Source organism: Thermococcus eurythermalis, from assembly GCF_000769655.1.
In the GTDB taxonomy this organism is placed as follows: domain Archaea; phylum Methanobacteriota_B; class Thermococci; order Thermococcales; family Thermococcaceae; genus Thermococcus; species Thermococcus eurythermalis.
On sequence record NZ_CP008887.1, the window covers coordinates 1,825,623 to 1,844,744 of the forward strand.

The window sequence follows — 19,122 nt, forward strand, 5'->3', positions numbered from 1 at the left end:
CTCACGTTATTTCAAACATGCCGGCCAGTTCGCCGAGGATGTCGTCCATATCAACGACCCTGCGCTGCATAACGTAAAGCTCACGCGTCATATGGGGAAGGAGCCGTATCACAAGGGTAGTGGGTGGGCTGGGGATCCCCACGAACTCGCCCATAAGGATGAGCGCGAAGACGTTCTCAAGCTCTCTCAGCTCGAACTCAAGATATTCGGTTGAGCTGTGTTTAAACGCGCCGAAAAACCCCCTTAAAAAAGCTTTGAGGTTTTCTACCGGGCTTTTTTCTCTATCCTTCATTCTCACCACCTAATGAAAATGGGAGAAATAAAGAAGGAATCAGGCCGCAGCTGCAGCATACTCTTCCTCTGGCTTCTTCCAGGCGAGGTAGAAGTCCCACGCCAGCAGGAAGTTCAGGATCAGGCCGACGAGGAGCGAGCCCTTGACCGCTATGAGGGTGCTTCCACTGAGCGGCACAGTAACTATGTACCATACCAGAGCTGCGGTCACTGTTATCCAGAGGAACAGCGCGGGTATTAGTACGGCCCAGCTCCACTTTCCGGCCTTCTGGACTTTGGCGGCCCAGAGTGCGGCGGTCATCATTGCTATGCTCGCAAGGAGCTGGTTCATTCCTGCGAACGCTGGCCAGATGACCTTGTAACCGGCACCCCATGCAAGGTAAGTTCCGAGAACGGCTATGATTATTGACGCCACCCACTTGTTGGTTATGGTCTTCCATATGCCCTGGCTGGTGTCTGCAACCATTCCAAAGAGCTCCTGCCAGGCGAACCTTCCAAGCCTGGTGGCGGTGTCAAGCGAGGTCAGTGTGAAGGCCGAGACCCACAGTGTAGCGAAGGTCTTTCCGAAGGTCTCGCTGACGCCGTAGAACTCGCTGACACCCTTAGCGTAGCCCCCGATGAAGGTTCCGAGACCGCCCTTGTTGATGTACTCTGTTGCCCACTGTCCGGGGTCAAGACCGGTGAGCTGGACACCGTAGACGGCTATGGCGGTTATGACTATTGTTGAAAGGAAGCCCTCTGTGAACATGCCGCCGTATCCTACGAGTAGACCGTGTATCTCCTTGTCAAGCTGCTTTGAAGACGTTCCTGAACCCACAAGGGAGTGGAAACCGCTGAGGGCACCACACGCTATTATCAGCGGCACAGTCGGCCAGAACGGCGATGGAACTGCTTCTGTGCCCTTGACCACATAGGCGCTCCAGGAAGTGAACGCTGGGGCAGTGAAGTCCTTGGCGAGAAGCACGAAGGCGATTCCTCCAAAGATGAGCCCGAACCAGAGTATGTACGCGTTGAGGTAGTCCCTTGGCTGGAGGAGCACCCAGACTGGCAAGGAAGCTGCTACAATGATGTACACGAGCAGGATTATGTTCCAGTAGTGGTATGCAGTTTTGTAGGGGGCAGTATCCACCGTGGTCTGGCCCTCCACGAAGACCAACGGGTGGTTGAGGCCAATCCAGACCGCTAGGGCGAGGAGGAATATGCCTATTATTGTTCCCAGCTTGAAGTCAATCTTGACCTTGTAGAGCAGCCAGCCGAGGAGCACTGCAACCACTAAGAACAGGAGCGTCGCGGTGGCGGCTTCTGGGGTCGTAGTGAGAAGCTTCGCCGTCACCGCAACGAACGCCGCAACGACGAGCAACAGAGTGAACCAGATGTAGACCTCAAAGGCGATTCCAGTTCTCCTGCTCATAAGCTTTCCTGCAATCCACTGGACTGACTTACCATCGTAGCGGACAGATGACATCAATGCCAGGTAGTCGTGAACCGCACCGATGAAGACGTTTCCGAACCAGACCCAGATGAGTCCCGGAAGCCATCCCCATGCCATTGCCACCGCTGGACCAACTATAGGCCCAGCACCGGCTATCGAAGCGAAGTGGTGTCCGTACAGAACAAGTGGGTGTGCTGGGACGTAGTCAACGCCATCGTAGAGCCTGTGTGCGGGGGTCGGCCTGTTAGGGTCGGCTTTAACAACTTTGTTCTGGAGGGCCTTACCGTAGGTAAAGTACATGGCCAGATATATGGCCGCAGCCAGTAGGATTATAACAGCGGAGTTCATTTCTGCGCCTCCATCAAAGTTTTGCACTATGATGTACAAATTATGTACTTAAATGCCTTTCGGCAAAAACCTGAGAATACTTCGGCTTTTCACTAAAAAACAGAGGAAAAAGAGATTTTAGATAAATAAAAAGTTAACACGGTTCTTCGTCAGCCCAGTTCTATCAGTGGGTCGCCGGTGTTTACGGCGTCGCCTTCTTTTACGTAGATTTTCTTTACGACGCCGTCTTTTGGTGCTGGAATCTCGTTCTCCATTTTCATGGCCTCAAGCACGAGGAGTCCCTGACCAGTCTTGACTTCCTGGCCCTCGCTTACAAGGATTCTAACAACCTTACCAGGCATTGGGGCCGTAACAGTATTCGGCGAAGCCTGCGCAGGGGCCGGCGAAGGGGCGCTTGGAACTGGTGTTGGAGCAGGCGCAGGAACAGGAGCCGGAGCACTTGGAGCGGACGGAACTGGAGCAGTAGCCCCAGCGCCCGCTATCTGGGGCAGATACCTGAGGGCGCTGAGGTCAACCCCCTCGACCCCAACCTCGAACTCCACGCCGTCAACGTACACCCTGAACTTCTGCGCGGTCTTCGGGATTTCAGGTTTTCTGATTCCCTCGGCCCTTACCCTGAAGAACTCAAGGGCAACCTGCGGGAAGAGGCAGTAGGTGAGAACGTCCTCCTCCTTCTGGAGGTAGCCGAGCTCCTCAAGCTCCTTCCTGCACTTCCCCAGCCGGGGTTCGAGCAGCTCTCCAGGCCTTACCGTTATCGGCTCCTCGTCACCGAGGACGAGCTTCTTGAGCTCCGGGTTTATCTCCGCCGGCGGCCTGCCGTAGAAGCCCTTGATGTAGTTCTTGACCTCGTTGGTTATCCTCTCGTACCTCCCGAAGAGGACGTTGAGGACGGCCTGCGTCCCTACTATCTGGCTCGTAGGCGTCACCAGAGGGGGCCAGCCGAGGTCTTCTCTGACGCGCGGAATTTCGTTCAGCACTTCATCGAGCTTGTCGAGAGCGTTCATCTCCTTGAGCTGGGCTATGAGGTTGGAGTACATCCCGCCGGGAACCTGGTACTTCAGGACGTAGGGGTTGACCATGAGTGCCTCCTTGTGGAGCAGACCCCAGTACTTCTCCTCAAGCAGTTTCTTCAGGTAGCGGGAGACCTCGTGGATTAACTCTCTGTCTAGGTGGCTTCCGACGGCCTTCGGAAGGGCGTGCCATATCGTCTGTATTCCCGGCTGGGCCGTTCCAAAGGCGAGGGGGCTTATTGCTGTATCTATGTAGTCTGCACCAGCCTCAACGGCCTTGAGATAGGTTGCCACAGCCATTCCCGTGGTTGAGTGGGTGTGAACGTTCACGGGCACTCCGTATGTTTCTTTTATCTCCCTGACCAGCTCGTAGGCCTTTTTAGGCGTCAGCAGGCCGGCCATGTCCTTGATGGTTATGACGTCAACGTCGAGCTGGAGGAGCTCTTCGACCTTCTTCATATAGTACTCCAGTGTAAAGATTTTGCCGGTGGTGTAAGCTATAACTCCCTGCACCTCTGCGCCGACGTCCTTGGCCTTCCTTATCGCCACCTCCATGTTCCTGACGTCGTTGAGCGCATCGAAGATGCGGAAGATGTCAATTCCGTTCTTGTGCGCCAGCTCGACGAACTTCTCGACGACATCGTCAGGATAATGGCGGTAGCCGACGACGTTCTGCCCCCTGAGGAGCATCTGGAGCTTGGTCTTCCTTATATGCTCTCTGAGGAGTCTGAGCCTCTCCCAGGGGTCTTCTTTCAGATAGCGGATGCAGACATCGAAAGTTGCCCCTCCCCAGACCTCCATCGAGTAAAATCCTATCTTATCCATCTTCTCGGCTATGGGAAGCATGTCCTCCGTCCTGAGGCGCGTCGCTATGAGGGACTGGTGGGCATCCCTAAACGTGGTGTCTATTATCTCCACCATTGCCATCACCCGCATTTCTGCCAGTCACTCCGTATATGCCACCTAACCAGAGAACCACTTTAAAAATGTTCCGACATGGGGTGAGACATGTTACGGCAAGTGTCGAAAGAAGGGAAGTAGTAAAAACGGACAAAACGGGCTCAGATGAGCCCCTCGGCCTTGGCGGCCTCCTCCGGGTCCTCGTTGCGGTGGACAACCCTGATAAGGGCCTTAATGAACGGCTCGGGGTTCTCACGCTGGAAGATGTTCCTCCCAACGACTGCCCCGGCACCACCGGCCTCTATGACCTCCCAGACGAGCTTGAGGAAGTCAACGGGGTTGTCGGTCTTAGCACCGCCGCTGAGCAGGACTGGGACTCCTGCGGCGGCATCGACCACCTTAGCAAAGGTCTCCCTTGAGCCCGTCCAGTAGGTCTTTATCATGTCGGCGCCGCTCTCGGCCGCGGCCCTCGCTCCATACATGACGACGCGGTAGTCCTCCTTTTTACCATAGCGCTCGTTGATGTACGGCCCGCGCGGGTAGGCGAACTGAACGACCGGGAAGCCAAGGTCGTGGGCGTAGCTCGCTATCTCGGCGAACTGGCGCATCATAACGTCCTCAGCCGGGCTGCCCCAGTAGACGGTTGCAGCTATTGCATCGGCGCCGAGCTTCACTGCATCTTCAACGAAGCCCAGCTGGCTCTGGAGGAGCTGGTCTCCCTTCGGGCGGAGGTTGGTCTTGCTGGTAAGCTTTACCATGAGGCCGACGTTGGGCTTTACTTCGTCACCGGCTATCCTAGCGAGGCCCGGGAGCATCATAACGCCGTCGATTCCGGCCCTAACGACCTTCCTTATGATGACCTTCGGGTTAACATGCTCCCAGTGCTCCTCGAAGTCGGTAGGCCCGTGCTCGAAGCCGTGGTCCATCGCGAATATGAGGGCCCTTCCGTCCCTCCTGAAGAAGCGCCTCATCCTCCTCTTTATGCCCACGTTCTGGTACGCGTCCATACTAATCACCGGGAGTGATATATCTTTTGAGAATTTAAGGTTTTCCTTGACGAAAAGGTGTTTAAGCCCAAGGTCGAGCTGTGAACGGTGGTTGGATGGAGAAAATGAAGCGGATTGTAGGGGTCAAGGTTATACAGCTCGACGAGGTAGGTTCAACAAACGAATACGCCAAGACTATTGCCCATGAGGCTCCAGAGGGAACTGTGGTCATTGCCAAGCGGCAGACTGCCGGAAGGGGCAGGAAGGGGCGTTCGTGGGCTTCTCCCGAGGGAGGCATCTGGATGAGCGTGATTTTAAAGCCCCCGCGGGTTGACCCGAGGCTGGCCTTCGTCGGGGCGCTGGCGGTGGTGGACACGCTCGCGGACTTCGGGATTTCTGCGGGAATAAAGTGGCCCAACGACGTGTGGGTCGGCGGAAGGAAGGTATCCGGCATACTGGCAGAGGGAAAAGCTGGAGAATACAGCATACTGGGGATAGGCCTCAACGTGAACAACCCCATTCCGGAGGAGCTGAAGGACAATGCAACTTCGATGATGGAGCTCATAGGCTCGAAGCTTCCCCTTGAAAAAGTCCTGAAGAGGCTTCTCCTGCACCTGGACGGCTGGTACCGGGTCTTCCTTGAGAGGCCCGACCTGCTGATGGCAAAAGTCCGCGAGAGGACGTTCATACTGGGGAAGCCCGTTACAGTGATAGAAGGGGAGGAAAGAATCTCAGGTATAGCACTGGACGTACTGGACGACGGCTCGTTGCTTATGGACATTGGTGGGCAGTTAAGGAGAATCACGTATGGAGATGTCTCGTTAAGGCTTTTCTAAGTTTTTGTCATTTTGTCAAGCTTCTTGGGATAAGATTAATATGCCACCCATCGAGTAAATAATCTTGCTGGCAATTAGTCAGCTAAATGGGGGTGAGACAGTGGGGAAGGGACTGCTGAAAAGGTATTTAGAGTATCCAATACTGTGGAAAATACTCTATGGTTTGATTTTGGGTGCCGTCTTTGGACTTATAGCGGGGCACTACGGCTATGCAGAGGCAGTGAAGACGTATATAAAGCCCTTCGGTGACCTCTTTGTGCGCCTGTTGAAGATGCTTGTCATGCCGATTATCCTGGCATCTCTTGTCGTCGGTGCGGCCAGCATAAGCCCCGCCCGTCTCGGCCGCGTTGGCCTCAAGATAGTCGTCTATTATCTTGTCACCTCTGCGATGGCGGTTTTCTTTGGTCTCATCGTTGGCAGAATCTTCAACGTCGGCGCGAACATTGACCTCGGCTCAGGCACCGGCAAGGCAATTGAGGCCCAGCCGCCTTCCCTGGTGGACACGCTCCTCAATATAGTGCCGACAAACCCCTTCGCGTCGCTGACCAACGGGGCAGTGCTCCAGGTGATATTCTTCGCCATAGTCCTTGGAATAGCGATAACCTACCTCATGAACAGGGAGGAGGAGCGCGTTAGGAAGTCAGCGGAGACCCTCCTGAGAGCCTTTGACGGTCTGGCCGAGGCAATGTACCTCATAGTTGGTGGTGTCATGCAGTACGCCCCGATAGGTGTCTTTGCCCTCATAGCCTACGTTATGGCCTCTCAGGGAGTCAAAGTCGTTGGCCCGCTCGTCAAGGTCGTCGCGGCAGTTTACCTTGGCTTAATCCTTCAGATAGGCATAACCTACTTTATCCTGCTCAAGGTCTTTGGAATTGACCCGGTCAGGTTCCTTAGGAAAGCCAAAGACGCCATGCTGACTGCCTTCGTCACGAGGAGCTCAAGCGGCACACTTCCAGTCACGATGCGCGTGGCAGATGAAGAGATGGGCATTGACAAAGGTATCTATTCCTTCACCCTTCCGCTCGGCGCGACGATAAACATGGACGGAACGGCGCTCTACCAGGGTGTAACAGTGCTCTTCGTCGCCAATGCCATCGGCCAGCCCCTCACACTTAGCCAGCAACTGATAGTCGTCCTTACTGCAGTCCTCGCTTCGATTGGGACCGCCGGCGTCCCGGGAGCTGGAGCGATAATGCTTGCGATGGTTCTCCAGAGCGTCGGCCTCGACCTCAGCGCGGGCAGTCCAGTGGCCCTTGCATACGCCATGATACTCGGAATTGACGCCCTCCTTGACATGGGCAGGACGATGGTCAACGTCACCGGAGACCTGGCCGGGACGACGATCGTGGCTAAGACCGAGGGAGAGCTCGACGAGAGCAAGTGGCGTGACTGACCGCTTTCTTTTCTCCGCTTTTCTTGGGCAAACTTAATATACCCTCTCCCGTTTCTATGAGGCAGGACAGCTGGAGGTAAAGATACATGAGGAAGTTTGGATTTTTGGTTGTTGCTATTCTCCTCGCTGGAATTGTTGCCGGAGGAGTTTCGGCGTCCAGCGAATACAAAGAGGTGCAGGAAAATGAGTACTGGGTCTCTTGGGACGGAAGCGCCAACGTGTCGCTGAAGACCACATTGTACGGCCCCGAAGAAGCACTGAACGGAACTAAGGAGAGCATACTTGAGGTGGGAGTTGAAAACGCGACGAGAATGTTCCTCTCCCAGAAACAGCAGGCCCTTTCACGGCTTGGGCTTACCCTTGAAAACGCTACAGTGGAAATTTCGGGACACGATACAACCGGCCCCATCACGGTCGCGATAAGCGGCGTAATCCCCGGCCTCGCGCGCTACTACTCCTACGACGACGCCTGGGAGGTTTCTCTGGACGTTCTCCGCGTGCTTGACCTTTCACAGTTTGACCCGACTACAATCAACGGCTCAATGCACCTTGAAAACTACTTTACAGTCCACCTTCCAGAAGGGGCCGAGGTCAAAAACGTCACCAAGGGCTTCAAGGTTGAGTCCGGCGGAAGCTACATACAGCTTGATGTTGAGGTAGATGGGACTACAATCACCGCGCACTCGGTCATATATTTCAAAGACGGTGTTACAACGGACGACCTGACCGTGCTGTACTCAAAGCTCGGCCCGGTTACCATTAAATACGGTGGAAAGGCGGGAGTTGAGGAATACTCCACCTGGGTGATGCGGATATACAACAACATAACCGTTGATGAGGACAGAACGATTCTCGAAAGCGTTGAAGAGTACGTCGAGCCCGAATCATACGTTAACTACCTTAAAGCCCAGTTTGCGTATCTCGGACTCCAGCAGGCGGAGCAGAGCCTCTACCAGAGCTACGCTCGGACGTTCCAGAGCAGGGGCGTAAACGTCCTGTCTGGCAACGTCTCGATACAGAACGTCGAGTCCACCGGTCCCCTCGTCGTGAGATACCGCTGGAACCTTCAGGGGTTCGTCAGCAAGGTCAATGACACATACATCTATGAGTACGACCCGAGGCTCGAATTCGGGAACATAAGCTTCTCTCACAGGCTCAACGCGGCCCTTAACGAGACCAAAGTCACAAGGATTAAGCTCCCTGAGGGCTACGAGTTCACAAAGCTCCCAGGCAACATAGAGGCCAAGACGGACGCAGGAAGCGTTGTAATGAAGGTCACCAAGCTCAGCGAGAACGAAGTCCTGATAGAGAGCAATGTATACCTCCGCTACGGCGTTCCGGCAGATGACTACCGGGCCCTCATGGCGCAGGTTCCCGAAAAAGTCGAGTTTGGCTATGTCGTCAAGGCTGAAGAGGCCAGCGGTGTCTGCGGGCCCGCCTTCGTGGTGGGCCTTGCAGTGCTCCCGCTTCTCCTGAGGCGGAGGCGCTGACCCTCTTTTCTTTCCCCTTACGAACCTCACGAAAAAGCTTAAAAACGGATTCTCAAAGCATCAACAGGCATTGCGAGGGGAGGTGTGACCATGTCAAGGAACAAGCCACTCGCCAAGAAGCTCAGGCTTGCAAAGGCTAACAAGCAGAACAGGCGCGTTCCTGTTTGGGTTATCGTCAAGACGAACAGGAAGGTTCTCACTCACCCGAAGAGGAGGCACTGGAGGAGAACCAAGCTCAAGGAGTGAGGTGGTCTAAATGATCAAGCCCGGTGAGGAAGTCGTGTTCGTAGTCCCGATCAAGAAGATAAAGAAGCGCGTTCCGCGCTGGAAGAGGGCCCCGAGGGCCGCCAGGTTCGTCCGCGAGTGGATAGCCAGGCACGCCAAGGCCGACGAGGTAGTCATCGGCACCGACGTCAACGAGAAGCTCTGGGAGCGTGGAATAGAAAAGCCACCCAGCAAGCTCCGCGTCAAGGTCGTCGTCGAAGAGGAAGAAGGCAAGAGGATTGCCAAGGTCTCCCTCGCCTGATTTTAACCACTTTTTAGAGGTGACGAGATGCACATCGAGAGGCTCGATTTTGAGAACTCCCCGTATCTTGGTGTTTACGGCTTCGCTACCGACAGGGTAGCCGTCATCAGGGAGGGCCTTGGCGAGAAGAAGCTTGAAGTCCTCAGAGAGGTTTTGAAGGTTCCGCTCATCGAGACGAGCATAATGAAGTCCCGCATAGTCGGTGTGTTTGTTGCAGGGAACTCAAACGCTCTCATAGTCCCGTGGTACATCTGGGACGCCGAGCTCGACTTCATGAACGCCCAGCTCAGAGAATACGGGATTGACATGGAGGTCGTCCCCTTCCAGAGCAGGCTTACCGCCCTTGGGAACCTGATCCTGGCAAACGACAGGGGCGCCCTCGTCAGCAAGGAGTTCACGAGGGAAGAAGCCAAGAAAATCGAGGACATACTCGGCGTTCCAGTCGAGAGGGGAGTTATAGCCGACTACATATCCGTTGGAAGCGTCGGCGTTGTCACGAACAAAGGTGGTCTCGTGCATCCCGAGGCGACCGACGAGGAGCTTGAGTGGCTGAGCGACCTCTTCAAGGTTGACGTCTACGTCGGAACCGCCAACATGGGCGTCCCCTTCGTCGGCTCGTGTATGATAGCCAACTCGCACGGCGTCGTCGTCGGACACCTCACGACCGGTCCTGAGATTGTGAAGATTGAGGAGGCGCTCGGCTTCCTCGGATAAAGCTTAAAAGTTCACCTTCAAAGGCCCGCTGAAGGAGGGATGAAAATGGAGGTCAAGGTCTACTGCGTTAAGGGAGTCTTTGAGAGGGGTAAGCTCAAACAGCCGTTCACCAAGGAGTACCGCGCTCTCAAGCCCGAGCACGTCGAAGAGCTCGTTTACTCCGACATAGGCAGCAAGCACCGCGTCCCGAGGAGCAAGATATGGATTGAGAGCATCGAGGAGATAAAGCCCGAAGAGGCCGAAGACCCTGTCGTCAGAAGGCTCAGCCTTGAGCTCTGATTTCTCTTTTCCATCCCAAAACCCTTGACTGGTAGTGTCTCTTTGGGAATATCTCCAGCGGGTCAATCCCCTTCTCGCGGAGCAGGTGCCTCAGTTCCACCTCGTAGTCCGCTTTTTGCAGCTCCTCGCTCTCTCGGATATCCACAACGAAAAGCCTTTCGGTAAGCTCGCGTATCGTCTTGTAACCAAGGCCGAGCAGAGGCCTGATGTAAGCTACATTGAACCTGTCCTCCAGCGAGCGGGCCTTCGGGAGGTCGAGGAGCGGAACCCTGTCGTCCCTCCGCGTCCCGTCGCTCACTCTCTCCACTTCCGGGAGGGAAGCTAGGGCTTCGAGGGCCCTCTCGTGGATGAACTGTATCGCGTTGTTGGGGTGGCCGTCGTTTACCGCCATCTCGGCAGCTTTCTCAAGGACTTCTAACGGGAGACTGAGAACCCTGTGCCTAAAACCGAGCCTCTCGGCGGTCTCCTGCGCGTACTTCCAGTTGTCGAGCAGGCCAAAGGTAACGGTCACCAGCTCGACTTCGTAGCCCATCTGGCTTAGTATCCAAGCGGCCAGGCTGGAGTCCTTTCCTCCTGAGTACAGGTGGTGCACCCTCATAGCCATCACCAGCTTTCGTCAGTTAAGCTCTTTATCCTGCTGGGGAAATATCTTTAAAAGGCCAACCTTTTTAAGGCCCTTTCGGGCGAGATGTTAAGAGAGGTGAGAGAGATGGAGAAACGCTTACCAGGTAAGGTGAGGAGGGCTCTGCGTGCGAGATACTACGATATCGAGCCGCGAGCGTGGATTGGGAAGAAGGGCCTGGCTGAGAGTGTAATCGAGGAAATAAACACCCAGCTTGAGAAGGACGGCGTGCTGAAGGTTGAGATAAGGAAGGGCGCGCTCATCTCGACTGGACTGGACAGGAAAACCCTAGCAGAGAAAGTCGCGGAGCTGACGGACAGCGAGCTGATAGACGTCAGGGGCAAAAGGTTTATATTGTTCAAACCGAGGGAAGGCTGGGAAAGGTATTTAAGGCGCCTTGAAAGAAAGGCGTCGGCTGAGAGGCGGGAGGAACCCGCCCGTAAAGTCAGGCTCGACATCGCTAACTTCAGGAAGAAGTTTAGAAAGGGGAGGGATTGAAAAATGGCGACTGTCTATGACGTTCCCGGTGACCTGCTCGTTGAGAGGGTCGCTCAGGCGCTGAAGGAGATAGAGGAGATAAAGCCCCCGGAGTGGGCCCCGTTCGTCAAGACCGGCAGGCACAAGGAGAGGCTCCCGGAGCAGGACGACTGGTGGTACTACAGGGTTGCCAGCATACTCAGGAAGGTCTACATTGACGGGCCCGTCGGAATTGAGAGGCTCAGGACCTGGTACGGCGGTAGAAAGAACCGCGGCCACGCCCCGGAGCACTTCTACAAGGCCGGCGGAAGCATCATAAGGAAGGCCCTCCAGCAGCTTGAGGCGGCTGGCTTCGTCCAGAAGGTTCCGGGCGAGGGGAGGGTCATAACCCCCAAGGGCCAGAGCTTCCTCGACAAGATTGCCACCGAGCTCAAGAAGGAGCTCGAGGAGCAGATTCCGGAGCTCAAGAAGTACTGAGCTCCGTCCCTTTTCTCACACCCTACCCAATACATTTTTAACTTCGACTTCTGAGCCTCAACCGGAGGTGAGAGAATGGCGGAGGACATAGAAGAGATTAGGAAGCGTAAGCTCATGGAGCTCCAGAAGAAGTACCTTGAACAGCAGAAGGCCCAGGAGGAAGCCCTCCAGAGGGAAATGGAGCTTGAGGCCCAGCTCGATGCAATAATGAGGAAAGTCTTGACCCCCGAGGCGAGGGAAAGGCTCGGGCGCGTCAAGCTCGTCAGGCCCGAACTCGCGAGGCAGGTGGAGCTCGTACTTGCCCAGCTCTACCAGGCGGGCCAGATAACGGAGCCCCTTGATGACGCCAAGCTGAAGAAAATCCTTGCCCAGATTGACGCGAGGACGAGAAGGGACTTCAGGATTAAGTGGTAGCGGACGGTGCATCAATGGATGCGCGGGAGATAGTGAAGATACTGGACGAAAAGGGGGAGGTCAGTCTCGACACCTGGAAGGTTGTGTCCGTCCGCGTGAACGAGGACGGAACGGCGGACGTCCTGTACAAAAACCGCCACGTGGGTAGCGAGGAGAACCCGGTCTTCCTGTGGATATACGCCAACATGGTGGAAGATGATTGGGACGTCAGGGTTTTGGAGAGGATAACGTTCCAGAAGGAAGACCTGCTCTGGCTGCTGAAGTTCATCTTCCCGAAAGTTAAGGTTTATAAGGGGCTTGGCAAATAGCCGGCCGGCCGGGGGTGTTTAAGTGAGCGGGAAAAGAGTCTGTCCCGTCTGTGGTTCTACCGAGTTCATTTATGACCCCAGCAGGGGTGAAATAGTCTGTAAGGTTTGCGGTTACGTCATCGAAGAGAACGTGGTAGATGAGGGGCCCGAGTGGAGGGCCTTTGACCCAAGCCAGAGAGAGAAGAGGGCGCGTGTTGGAGCTCCCGAAAGCATACTCCTCCACGACAAGGGTCTCTCCACCGACATAGGTGTGGACCGCTCCCTCACCGGGTTGATGAGGGAGAAGATGTACCGCCTCAGGAAGTGGCAGAGCCGCCTGAGGGTCAGTGACGCCGCCGAGCGTAACCTCGCGTTTGCACTGAGCGAGCTTGACAGGATAGCGAGCCAGCTCAAGCTTCCAAGGCACGTTGAGGAGGAGGCCGCGAGGCTCTATAGGGAGGCAGTCAGAAAGGGCCTGATTAGGGGCCGTTCCATTGAGGCAGTCATAGCGGCCTGTGTGTACGCCGCGTGCAGGCTGTTGAAAGTTCCGAGAACCCTTGACGAGATAGCTGACATCTCCCGCGTCGACAAAAAGGAAATCGGAAGGAGCTTCCGCTTCATAGCAAGGCACCTCAACCTCACTCCAAAGAAGCTCTTCGTCAAGCCCACCGACTACGTGAACAAGTTCGCCGACGAGCTCGGTCTGAGCGAGAAGGTAAGGAGGAGGGCCATCCAGATACTCGAAGAGGCATACGAAAGGGGCCTCACGAGCGGAAAGAGCCCAGCTGGTCTCGTCGCCGCGGCGCTCTACATCGCAGGGCTCCTCGAAGGGGAGAAAAGGACACAGAGGGAAGTTGCAGAGGTCGCCCGTGTCACCGAGGTCACCGTCAGGAACCGCTATAAAGAGCTCGTTGACAAGCTGAACCTCAAGATACCGCTTTAGCGGAACCAGCTCTCAAGCGTCCTCTGTTTTCCTGCTTTTACTGCCTTCTTCAGCCTCTCAAGGCCGTTTTTAACGCGCTCCTCGCTGAAGTCATGCTCGTCGCAGAGGAACTTCAGGATTCCCTCCTCGTCCGGCTCGCGCCACTTAAGTTCGTAATCATCAGTAACAGGCGGGTCAAGGAAGAACTCCTTTATCGCATACAGGTCAACGTCGCTCTCCTTCTGGTACTTCTTGAGCGGGTCTTTTGAGCGTTTCACTATCGTTAAGGCTTTCTTTGGCCCGATACCCTTGATTCCGCCAGGGTTGTAGTCCGTGCCGACGAGGATTGCCAGCTCAATGAGCTTTCCCCTGTCAATTCCAAGCTCCTTGAGTACCTCTTCAAGAACCACGAGCTCTGGCTTCACTTCAACGTAGACGTTCTTTCCGGGAAGCTTCCTCCTTCCCGTTATCGTGAGGTTCCTCACGAGCCTTGGCGCCCCGAAGAGGAGCGAGTCGTAGTCCTGGCTCGCGGAGGCGTATACCTTGCCCTCCTGTGCCATGTAAGCGGCCTGGGCCTCACCCTCGCTTGGGGCCTGGACGACGGGTATTCCCATAAGCTGGAGGAGCTTTTTGGCGTCTTCGATCAGGGTCTCGTTCAGTTTCGTCGCCCTCATCGCGTACTTCTTGGCCTCCTCTATGTCGCCCCTCTCAAGGGCCTCGTGCCACTTTTCCTCGGCCTTTTCTCTCGCCTCGCGCCTCTTCTCAAGCTCTTTTTTCTTAAATGCGGGGGGCTCACCGTCAAAGACGTAGGCTGGCTTTATTCCTACCTCCATCAGATTGATCGTCCGATAAAAGAACCCGCTGAGGTGAGAGGTAATCCTCCCCTTTGAGTCCATGAGCGGTGTTCCGTCGCGCTGTCTTATTGTTGAGAGGAACTGGTACATTGCGTTGAACGCGTCTATAGCAACTTTCTTCCCATAGAGGTTTTCGAGCTCAATCTCCTTCCTGGGAATCAGCTCGCCGATTTGGACTCCCATTGTGATTCACCCAAGAAAAGTGGGAAAGGAAGTATTTAGGGTTTGCCTCGGCCTACCGGGTTGCTCATCACGCATCAGAGAGGGGAAGGCTCCTCATCGGCGGTAGAAACCCTTCTCGATGAGGAACTCCTCGTGCTTCGTCCTCCTCTGCCTCTCCTGCACGTAGATCCAGCCCATAACAAATATCAGCGCCGCAATACCGAAGAGCGTCTGCCAGCCGAGCTTGTTGTAGTCGAGGGTGATTATAATCTTCCTCACCATTGCCAGGACACCGAGCTCGACGACGTTCCGCATGCTGACGTGGTGTTCAGTGACGTACATGGTGAGCAGTTCAAATATTTCAAGGAAGATTATGATAAGGACTATCTGGTGAAGAACTTCCTCGACGTCAAAGGCGTGCATGCTTTCTGTAATAAGGTTGGCCATGAGATAAACCACGTAGCCCATAGTTACCGTCGCCAAGCCTATCACAACTATGTCAAAAAGCACGCTGAGCCACTTGAGCAGGAGGCTCTCGATGACGCCGGGGTCACGGTGCCTCTTGACCATAGTCATACCCCAAGAGGAGTCACTTAAATCGCTAAAAACTTTTCGACAATCCTAAGGGTTCTTTGAAAGCCTAAGAAATCTTCACCGAGAATTTTGAAACATCGGTTGGGAACTTTCGGTCTTTAAACGTCCGTCGAGCCCAACATCGGCAAAAAGAGAAGAGAAAGGTTTTAACTGGCTTTTATGTCTTTTCTTTTGAAAACTTCGCCCACTGGAAAGGTGTCCACTCAGAACTAAGTGAGTAGTTAGGACTCCCGTGGCGATTCCCCTGTGATAACCCCAATCCGGCTTTGCCGGTAGGGGTAACGGGCCCAAGACCGGGCCTTCGGGCGAACCCGAAACCGGTGACGGGAGTAGGGAATGATTGCCCGTAAACCGAACCGCCCACGGGCGGGGAGGAGGTCAGAGACGTAAAAGCGTGAATGTCATCAGAGGTGATAAAGATGGCAGACCCGAAGATTGAAGCACTTTTCAGGCCCAAGAGCGTCGCCGTTATCGGCGCTTCCGGAAAGCCCGGCAAGATAGGATACGCTATTATGAAGAACCTCGTGGAGTACGGCTACGAGGGCAAGATTTACGCCGTCAACGTCAAGGGCGGCGAGATTGAGATAAGCGGAAGAAATTTCCCCGTCTACAAGAGCATTCTTGACGTTCCCGACGAGGTTGACATGGCAGTTATCGTTGTCCCGGCCAAGTTCGTCCCGCAGGTCGTCGAGGAGTGCGGGAAGAAGGGCGTTAAGGTTCTCCCGATCATCAGCTCCGGCTTTGGTGAGCTCGGCGAGGAGGGCAAGAAGATCGAGCAGCAGCTCGTTGAGACCGCCCACAAGTACGGCATGAGGATTCTCGGCCCGAACATCTTCGGTGTCGTCTACACCCCGGAGAAGCTCAACGCCACCTTCGGCCCGACCGACGTCATGCCCGGCCCGCTCGCCCTCATCAGCCAGAGCGGAGCCCTTGGAATTGCCCTCATGGGCTGGACCATCCTAGAGAAGGTCGGTCTTTCAGCGGTCGTCAGCGTTGGAAACAAGAGCGACATAGACGACGCCGACCTCCTCGAGTTCTTCAAGGAGGACGAGAACACCAAGGCCATCCTCATCTACATGGAGGGTGTCAAGGACGGAAGAAAGTTCATGGAGACCGCCAGGGAGGTCAGCAAGGTCAAGCCAATAGTCGTCATCAAGGCCGGAAGGAGCGAGCGCGGTGCTAAAGCCGCCGCTTCCCACACCGGTTCCCTCGCCGGAAGCGACAAGGTCTACGATGCCGCCTTCAAGCAGGCCGGCATAATAAGGGCCTACACCATCGGTGAGGCCTTCGACTACGCGAGAACCCTCAGCAACCTACCTGAGCCCGAGGGAGAGAACGTCGTCATCATCACCAACGGTGGTGGAATTGGTGTTATGGCCACCGACGCGGCCGAGGAAGAGGGACTCCACCTCTACGACAACCTCGAAGAGCTCAAGATATTCGCCAACCACATGCCACCCTTCGGAAGCTACAAGAACCCGGTTGACCTCACCGGCATGGCCGGCGCCGAGGGCTATGAGGGTGCCATCAGGGACGCCCTTGCCCACCCGGAGATGCACAGCATAGCCGTCCTCTACTGCCAGACCGCGGTTCTTGACCCGCGTGACCTTGCCGACATAGTCATCCGCGAGTACAACGCCAGCGGAAGGAAGAAGCCGCTCGTCGTTGCCATCGTTGGTGGAATCGAGGCCAAGGAAGCCATCGACAGGCTCAACGAGGAAGGAATCCCGGCCTACCCGGAGCCGGAGAGGGCTATAAAGGCTCTCGCCGCCCTCTACCGCTGGAGCAGGTGGAAGGCCAAGCAGAAGTGAATTTCGCTTCTTTCCCAAAATCTTTTTATACCTCCGTAGCGTAATTCAAAGAGGGTTGTAATGAAGCGCTGGCTGAAACTTTTTGGAATCGTTCTTTTCACAATAGGTTTCGTCCTTGCCGCGACTTACGACCGGCCGAACTGCTCTGGAATTGCCTGTCCTTTCACGTTTCCCGCCCTTGAGCTGAAGGCGAACTCAGGGGATGTTTTCGTGTGGCCTCCAGATGCCACACCTCCAAACGTCACCTACAATGCCAGCGGGGGCTATTTCGTCTTTCTGAGCGATTACTTCGTCCCCCTGCAGGAGTTCTACCTGAAAGTTTCCGGCAGGGCCGGGTTCAACGTCAGCGGGAAGCTCACGATTTTTCCGAGGAGGGAGTTCAGAGAGATTGAGGCGACCTACATTAACGGCACCCTCCAAGTGGGGGACGCCCTCTACAGGAGGAACATCCGGGGAATACTCGTAGAGAACGGGACGAGGATAAGGGAAATGGCCGTTTACGACGACCCTGCAACCTACAAGGAGTTCAAATACTGCACTGAACACTACGAAGAGATTGTAAAGGCCTGCCGGGCCAGCGGTTCCCCAGAGTACCAGCTTCCCCTTGGGCTTGGCCTGATGCTCGCGGGCATCGCCCTCTTTGCCTACGGGATGAAGTTTTAAGTCCCTTCTCCCATTTTCCTTCGGTGGTGGCATTGATCGTAGCGCTCATCTCCGACATTCACTCTAACCTTGAGGCGCTTGGAGCTGTCTGGGATGAGATAAAGCACGCTGATGCCGTTCTCTGTATGGGCGACCTCGTGGGCTACGGCGCTTCTCCGAATGAAGTCGTGGAATTCGTGAGGAAGCAGATGAAAAAGCGGACTTTTCTCTGCGTCCGCGGAAACCACGACAACGCGATAGCCTTCGGTGCTGAGTGGGGCTTCAACCCCTACGCGAGGCAGGCCGTTCGCTGGCACCAGAGGGTCATGACCGTAGAAAACCTTGAGTTCCTAAGGCAACTTCCTGTGAGGCAGCTCTTCACAGACGACACCGGACGGAGCTACCTGCTCATTCACGGCTCCCCAAGGGCTCCTCTGGAGGAATACCTCTTCCCGTGGCTCCCTGATGAGGAGTTCAAGGCCGTTCTGAGCTACGTCCGCCAGGACGACCTTCTGGTCGGCCACACCCACGTGCCAATGCTGAAGGTCGTCGAAGGAAGAAGGATAATAAACCCAGGCTCGATCGGCCAGCCGAGGGACGGGGACTGGAGGGCGAGCTATGCCATAATAGATACGGAAAGAGAGCCGCCCGGCAACGTTGAATTTCACAGGGTTGAATATGACGTGGAAGAAGCGGCCAGAAAGATAATAGACGCGGGACTGCCGAGGTTTCTGGCGGATAGGCTATATGAAGGCCTTTAGTCTTTCTTCTTCAGGCCGCCGCTAAGGACGCTCCTTGCCCTTGACTGGGCGGGCTTCGGGAGGCGCTTGAGCTTGGAGCGGGCGGCGAGCTTGCTGGCGTCAATTATTATGACCTCTCCAATGCTCTTCACGGCACTGACGGGAATCAGGAGAAGTCCCTCGTGGTCGGTCACGAACTCGCTAGTGTCAAGGTCTTCGTCCGGCTCGGCAACGATAACAAGGATTTCTCCGGTCTCCTCATCGAAGCTGAAGTCGTAGACCCAGCCGAGCCTTATTCCAGTGTCAGTTATAAGCTCAACATCCCTAAGCTTGGATGCCATTATCTTGACCATCTTCGCCACCTCTGGGGTTAATCGTGTAGGCATTTGGGACCAACGTATAAAACCTTTTCCAAAGGAATCTATAAAAAGAGGGAGTCAAACCTTCGTGCCCTGCTTGGCCTGGAGCTCCTGGGCCTTCCTCGCGAGTTCTCCGAGCTGTGCCTCAATTTTCTTCAGGGCATCCTGAGTCCTTGCTATTGCCTCTTCGTACTCCTTGATGCGCTCGTCCAGGTACTCGATGGCGCTGTCGAGGTTCTTCTCGACAGCGTAGCCCGCCCCAACGCTGACGATTGCGTTTTCCTTGTCTGTTATTTTGCCCCTTAGGAACGAACCTGCGCCAATTGGAACGAGAATCTCAGCTTCTCCCTCAGTCTTTTTAAGCCCTTCAAGGGTCTCCCTGACGGCCTTGAACTCGTTCATTCCCAGGGTAAGGAGCTCAAGGTTCTGGGCAAGGAGCTGTGCCTGTGCCTGCAGGAGCTGATACTCATAAGCAAGCTTTTCCATCTCCTTCTCGACCATCGCTATCACCGGAGAAACTATGGAAATGAGCTTTTAAGGTTTGGGCTAAAAAGGA

Annotated in this window: 24 protein-coding genes; 15 read left to right on the plus strand and 9 right to left on the minus strand. The window is 55.3% G+C overall.

The features are described from left to right. Nucleotide 1: 1 nt before the first annotated feature. From TEU_RS09785 to fba, 4 genes are all read right to left on the minus strand, one after another. Nucleotides 2–292 (minus strand): hypothetical protein, encoded by a 291-nt coding sequence (locus TEU_RS09785; protein WP_050003607.1) that lies wholly within the window; start codon nt 290–292, stop codon nt 2–4. A gap of 39 nt (nt 293–331) precedes the next feature. Then, nucleotides 332–2,071, minus strand: a complete 1,740-nt coding sequence (locus TEU_RS09790) for a carbon starvation CstA family protein (RefSeq protein WP_050003608.1) — start codon at nt 2,069–2,071, stop codon at nt 332–334. 149 nt (nt 2,072–2,220) lie between these two features. Then, nucleotides 2,221–4,008 (minus strand): sodium-extruding oxaloacetate decarboxylase subunit alpha, encoded by a 1,788-nt coding sequence (gene oadA, locus TEU_RS09795; protein ID WP_050003609.1) that lies wholly within the window; start codon nt 4,006–4,008, stop codon nt 2,221–2,223. Nucleotides 4,009–4,142: 134 nt separating this feature from the next. Continuing rightward, entirely contained in the window at nt 4,143–4,988 is an 846-nt protein-coding gene (gene fba, locus TEU_RS09800; protein ID WP_050003610.1) for a class I fructose-bisphosphate aldolase, read from the minus strand. A gap of 95 nt (nt 4,989–5,083) precedes the next feature. Here fba and TEU_RS09805 point away from each other — a divergent pair, with 95 nt between their 5' ends. From TEU_RS09805 to rpl18a, 7 genes are all read left to right on the plus strand, one after another. Continuing rightward, nucleotides 5,084–5,803, plus strand: coding sequence for a biotin--[acetyl-CoA-carboxylase] ligase (locus TEU_RS09805; protein ID WP_320407200.1), 720 nt, complete (start codon nt 5,084–5,086; stop codon nt 5,801–5,803). Nucleotides 5,804–5,903: 100 nt separating this feature from the next. Further along, on the plus strand, nt 5,904–7,196 hold the full coding sequence (locus tag TEU_RS09810; RefSeq protein ID WP_050003611.1) for a dicarboxylate/amino acid:cation symporter: 1,293 nt from the start codon (nt 5,904–5,906) through the stop codon (nt 7,194–7,196). A gap of 86 nt (nt 7,197–7,282) precedes the next feature. Continuing rightward, nucleotides 7,283–8,686 carry a CGP-CTERM sorting domain-containing protein gene (locus TEU_RS11935; RefSeq protein ID WP_050003612.1) on the plus strand — a complete coding sequence of 468 codons (1,404 nt, stop codon included), beginning with the start codon at nt 7,283–7,285 and terminating at the stop codon, nt 8,684–8,686. A gap of 90 nt (nt 8,687–8,776) precedes the next feature. Next, complete coding sequence (locus TEU_RS09820) at nt 8,777–8,932, plus strand: 50S ribosomal protein L39e (RefSeq protein WP_042690350.1); 156 nt, start codon at nt 8,777–8,779, stop codon at nt 8,930–8,932. Between the two features lie 10 nt (nt 8,933–8,942). After that, nucleotides 8,943–9,212, plus strand: coding sequence for a 50S ribosomal protein L31e (locus TEU_RS09825; RefSeq protein ID WP_050003613.1), 270 nt, complete (start codon nt 8,943–8,945; stop codon nt 9,210–9,212). 27 nt (nt 9,213–9,239) lie between these two features. Beyond that, nucleotides 9,240–9,926: a translation initiation factor IF-6 gene (locus tag TEU_RS09830; protein WP_050003614.1), complete on the plus strand. Its 687-nt coding sequence runs from the start codon at nt 9,240–9,242 to the stop codon at nt 9,924–9,926. 45 nt (nt 9,927–9,971) lie between these two features. Further along, on the plus strand, nt 9,972–10,205 hold the full coding sequence (rpl18a, locus tag TEU_RS09835) for a 50S ribosomal protein L18Ae (RefSeq protein WP_050003615.1): 234 nt from the start codon (nt 9,972–9,974) through the stop codon (nt 10,203–10,205). Here the strand turns inward: rpl18a and TEU_RS09840 are convergent. Beyond that, the gene (locus TEU_RS09840; RefSeq protein WP_050003616.1) at nt 10,189–10,803 is read right to left on the minus strand and encodes a DUF7411 family protein; all 615 of its coding nucleotides are present in this window, start codon (nt 10,801–10,803) and stop codon (nt 10,189–10,191) included. The two genes, rpl18a and TEU_RS09840, sit on opposite strands and share 17 nt — an antisense overlap. Before the next feature lie 111 nt (nt 10,804–10,914). Here TEU_RS09840 and TEU_RS09845 point away from each other — a divergent pair, with 111 nt between their 5' ends. The 5 genes from TEU_RS09845 to TEU_RS09865 all read left to right on the plus strand — a co-directional run bounded on the left by TEU_RS09845 (nt 10,915) and on the right by TEU_RS09865 (nt 13,425). Next, on the plus strand, nt 10,915–11,325 hold the full coding sequence (locus TEU_RS09845; RefSeq protein ID WP_050003617.1) for a YhbY family RNA-binding protein: 411 nt from the start codon (nt 10,915–10,917) through the stop codon (nt 11,323–11,325). Nucleotides 11,326–11,328: 3 nt separating this feature from the next. Further along, complete coding sequence (locus tag TEU_RS09850; protein WP_050003618.1) at nt 11,329–11,781, plus strand: 30S ribosomal protein S19e; 453 nt, start codon at nt 11,329–11,331, stop codon at nt 11,779–11,781. A gap of 75 nt (nt 11,782–11,856) precedes the next feature. After that, nucleotides 11,857–12,195, plus strand: a complete 339-nt coding sequence (locus TEU_RS09855; RefSeq protein ID WP_050003619.1) for a DNA-binding protein — start codon at nt 11,857–11,859, stop codon at nt 12,193–12,195. A gap of 14 nt (nt 12,196–12,209) precedes the next feature. Further along, on the plus strand, nt 12,210–12,503 hold the full coding sequence (locus TEU_RS09860) for a hypothetical protein (RefSeq protein WP_050003620.1): 294 nt from the start codon (nt 12,210–12,212) through the stop codon (nt 12,501–12,503). A gap of 22 nt (nt 12,504–12,525) precedes the next feature. Further along, nucleotides 12,526–13,425: a transcription initiation factor IIB gene (locus TEU_RS09865; protein ID WP_050003621.1), complete on the plus strand. Its 900-nt coding sequence runs from the start codon at nt 12,526–12,528 to the stop codon at nt 13,423–13,425. Here the strand turns inward: TEU_RS09865 and fen are convergent. Beyond that, nucleotides 13,422–14,441: a flap endonuclease-1 gene (fen, locus tag TEU_RS09870; protein WP_050003622.1), complete on the minus strand. Its 1,020-nt coding sequence runs from the start codon at nt 14,439–14,441 to the stop codon at nt 13,422–13,424. The genes TEU_RS09865 and fen overlap by 4 nt on opposite strands. A 93-nt stretch (nt 14,442–14,534) precedes the next feature. Then, the gene (locus TEU_RS09875; RefSeq protein ID WP_227738714.1) at nt 14,535–14,996 is read right to left on the minus strand and encodes a phosphate-starvation-inducible PsiE family protein; all 462 of its coding nucleotides are present in this window, start codon (nt 14,994–14,996) and stop codon (nt 14,535–14,537) included. Between the two features lie 437 nt (nt 14,997–15,433). On the opposite strand from TEU_RS09875, the gene acs reads away from it, so the two are divergent. Genes acs through TEU_RS09890 form a run of 3 tightly spaced genes read left to right on the plus strand, consistent with a single transcriptional unit; the run spans nt 15,434 to nt 18,228 of the window. Then, nucleotides 15,434–16,825 (plus strand): acetate--CoA ligase alpha subunit, encoded by a 1,392-nt coding sequence (acs, locus tag TEU_RS09880; protein WP_050003624.1) that lies wholly within the window; start codon nt 15,434–15,436, stop codon nt 16,823–16,825. Between the two features lie 60 nt (nt 16,826–16,885). Then, nucleotides 16,886–17,488, plus strand: coding sequence for a hypothetical protein (locus TEU_RS09885; RefSeq protein WP_050003625.1), 603 nt, complete (start codon nt 16,886–16,888; stop codon nt 17,486–17,488). Nucleotides 17,489–17,520: 32 nt separating this feature from the next. Beyond that, the gene (locus tag TEU_RS09890) at nt 17,521–18,228 is read left to right on the plus strand and encodes a metallophosphoesterase family protein (protein WP_050003626.1); all 708 of its coding nucleotides are present in this window, start codon (nt 17,521–17,523) and stop codon (nt 18,226–18,228) included. Here TEU_RS09890 and TEU_RS09895 read toward each other — a convergent pair. Further along, nucleotides 18,225–18,560 (minus strand): PRC-barrel domain-containing protein, encoded by a 336-nt coding sequence (locus TEU_RS09895; RefSeq protein ID WP_050003627.1) that lies wholly within the window; start codon nt 18,558–18,560, stop codon nt 18,225–18,227. The two genes, TEU_RS09890 and TEU_RS09895, sit on opposite strands and share 4 nt — an antisense overlap. A gap of 84 nt (nt 18,561–18,644) precedes the next feature. Further along, complete coding sequence (gene pfdA, locus TEU_RS09900) at nt 18,645–19,067, minus strand: prefoldin subunit alpha (protein ID WP_050003628.1); 423 nt, start codon at nt 19,065–19,067, stop codon at nt 18,645–18,647. Nucleotides 19,068–19,122 lie beyond the last annotated feature (55 nt).